At 41.5% G+C, this 2792-nt stretch carries 4 protein-coding genes; all 4 read left to right on the forward strand.

The features are described from left to right. The coding region (gene epsC / locus Q0A12_RS09605; protein ID WP_291292431.1) for a serine O-acetyltransferase EpsC at positions 1–456 on the forward strand (456 nt) is incomplete at its 5' end. Next, positions 440–1852 (forward strand): cysteine--tRNA ligase, encoded by a 1413-nt coding sequence (cysS, locus tag Q0A12_RS09610; RefSeq protein WP_291292432.1) that lies wholly within the window; start codon positions 440–442, stop codon positions 1850–1852. The genes epsC and cysS, both read left to right, overlap by 17 nt. Then, positions 1849–2244, forward strand: a complete 396-nt coding sequence (locus tag Q0A12_RS09615; protein ID WP_291292433.1) for a Mini-ribonuclease 3 — start codon at positions 1849–1851, stop codon at positions 2242–2244. The genes cysS and Q0A12_RS09615 overlap by 4 nt, the downstream gene beginning before the upstream one ends. After that, a partial coding sequence (locus tag Q0A12_RS09620) for an RNA methyltransferase substrate-binding domain-containing protein (protein WP_291292434.1) occupies positions 2237–2792 on the forward strand: 556 nt, incomplete at its 3' end. The genes Q0A12_RS09615 and Q0A12_RS09620, both read left to right, overlap by 8 nt.

Here is a 2792-nt window from a genome sequence, read left to right on the forward strand (position 1 = left end):
CATGCATTGTTTTGGCATCGTTTTTCACATTTTCTTTATCGGCATCGGCTGTATTTGCTGGCAAAAATCCACGCACAGTTTTGGCGTTTTTTAACGGGGATAGAGATTCATCCGGGAGCAAGGATTGCATCTGGAGTTTTTATTGATCATGGTATGGGTATTGTGATCGGTCAAACAGCGGAAATTGAGGAAGATGTTGTATTGTTTCATGGCGTTACCTTAGGCGGTACAGGAAAAGATACAGGGAAACGTCATCCGACAGTTAAAAAAGGGGCAATGATCCACGCACATGCACAGATTCTGGGGCCTGTCACAATCGGGGAACGGGCAAAAATCGGTGCAGCAGCGGTTGTATTGACTGACATCCCTGATGATGCGACTGCAGTAGGAGTACCGGCGAAAGTCGTTAGGATCAAAGGAAAGAGAATGGAGGAGAACGATGATTCAAATTTATAATACATTAACAAGGGAAAAAGAAACCTTTCAACCAATAGAAGAAGGCAAAGTCCGGATGTATGTCTGCGGACCAACAGTTTATAATTATATCCACATTGGCAATGCCCGAAGTACGATCGCATTCGACACGATTAGACGTTATTTAGAATACCGCGGCTATGAAGTGAACTATGTTTCCAATTTTACCGATGTCGATGATAAGATCATTCGTGCGGCGAATGAATTAGGAATAACAGCGCCGGAAGTGGCAGATCGGTTTATTCAGGCATTTGAAGAAGATACACAAGTGTTAAATGTGCAGCCGGCAACTAGCCATCCTCGGGTGATGGATCATATGCCGGATATCCTGACGTTTATCCAAGCGTTGATCGACAAAGGGTATGCGTATGAATCAAAGGGAGATGTTTATTATCGAACACGTAAATTTGATGGTTATGGAAAACTTAGCCATCAATCGATCGATGAACTTGAAGTCGGAGCCAGTCAGCGTACTGGAGTAGAACAAGAATTAAAAGAAGATCCATTGGATTTTGCTTTATGGAAAGGTGTTAAAGAAGGCGAGATTTCTTGGGATTCACCATGGGGAGCAGGACGTCCCGGTTGGCATATCGAGTGTTCTGTAATGGCAACGAAGCATTTAGGTGATACAATTGATATCCATGGCGGTGGTCAAGATTTAGAATTTCCTCACCATGAAAATGAAATTGCTCAAAGTGAAGCAAAAACAGGGCAGACATTTGCTAATTATTGGATGCATAATGGCTATGTAACAATTGGCGAAGATGATGAAAAAATGAGTAAGTCGCTGGGAAATTTTGTAACAGTGCATGAACTAGCAAAACAAATCGATCCGCAAATCCTGCGTTTCTTTATGGCGACGACACAATATCGCCGTCCGATCCGCTACAGTGAGGCAACGATCAAAGAAGCTGGTGTCAACCTTCAGAAACTTAAAAATGCATTTGAGAATTTGTCCTTCAGAAAAGAAAATGCAGCTCCGCAATTAGACGAAGACGAACGTCGCTTACAGGAATTGGCTGAGCTGGAAATTCGTTTTACAACAGAGATGGATGACGATTTCAATGCAGCAAATGGGATCACTGTGGTTTATGAGCTCTCAAAATGGCTGAATCAATATAGCGAACAAGAAACTGTATCAGCAATAGTTACAGAGAAGGCGCTAGATCAGTTTACACAATGGTTGAGTATTTTTGGGATTTATTTCCTCTCAGATGAACTGCTGGATGACGATATCGATCAATTGATCGAAGAACGGAATCAGGCACGTAAGAACCGTGATTTTGCCCGCAGTGATGAGATTCGTGATTTACTGAAGGATAAAGGAATAACCTTGGAAGATACTGCCCAGGGGACTAGATGGAGAATAAGTGAATGAGAGATTATACACAATTGAATGGTTTAGCGCTGGCTTATGTAGGCGATGCAATCTATGAAATCTACATTCGAGATTATTTAGTAGAGCAAGGCCAAACAAAACCCAATACGCTGCACCGGATGGCGACACATTATGTATCAGCTAAAGCACAGGCTTTTTTGATTCAGTCGATGCTGGAAGAAAAGCTTTTGAATGAAACAGAAGAAACAATGTATAAACGAGGTCGTAATGCTAAAAGCCATACCTCAGCAAAAAATGCAGATATCACAACATATCGTATAGCTACAGGGTTTGAGTCATTGATGGGGTATCTTCATTTAACAAAACAAACAGAGCGCCTAGAAGAATTGATCGACTGGTGTATCAAAAAAGTAGGTGAAAAAGATGCGTAATGATAAAAAGCGATCATTCAAAGACAGCAAACAAAAAAGAAAACCGTCATTTAAAAAAGAAATCGTCAAAAAAGACCGTAAACCAACTGAAGAAGCCGTTGAAGATATTTTTGTTTTCGGAAACCATGCGACGATCGAAGCGATTCAGCAAGGACGCGGCAACAAATTGTTCCTTCAAGAAGACAGCAAAGGCGAAAAAGTCGAGCAGCTTAAAATATTGGCAAAAGAACATGCAGTACCAGTAAAATGGGTACCTAAACAAAAACTAGATACATTGACAGATCATGGTGTGCATCAGGGGATCGTATTAGCCATCACAGCCTATGAATATTTGACGCTGGATGATTTGATAACAAAGACAAAAGAAAAGACTGAGACGCCATTTTTCTTGATTTTGGATAGTTTGGAAGATCCGCATAATTTCGGCTCTATTTTAAGAACAGCTGATGCAACAGGAGTGGATGGGATCATCATCCCGAAACATCGGGCAGTCGGCATCACGCCAGTCGTGACCAAAGCATCAACAGGCGCTGTAGAATATATTCCAG

Origin of the sequence: Enterococcus sp. (assembly GCF_022711995.1) — a bacterium.
Taxonomy (GTDB): Bacteria; Bacillota; Bacilli; order Lactobacillales; family Enterococcaceae; genus Enterococcus_D.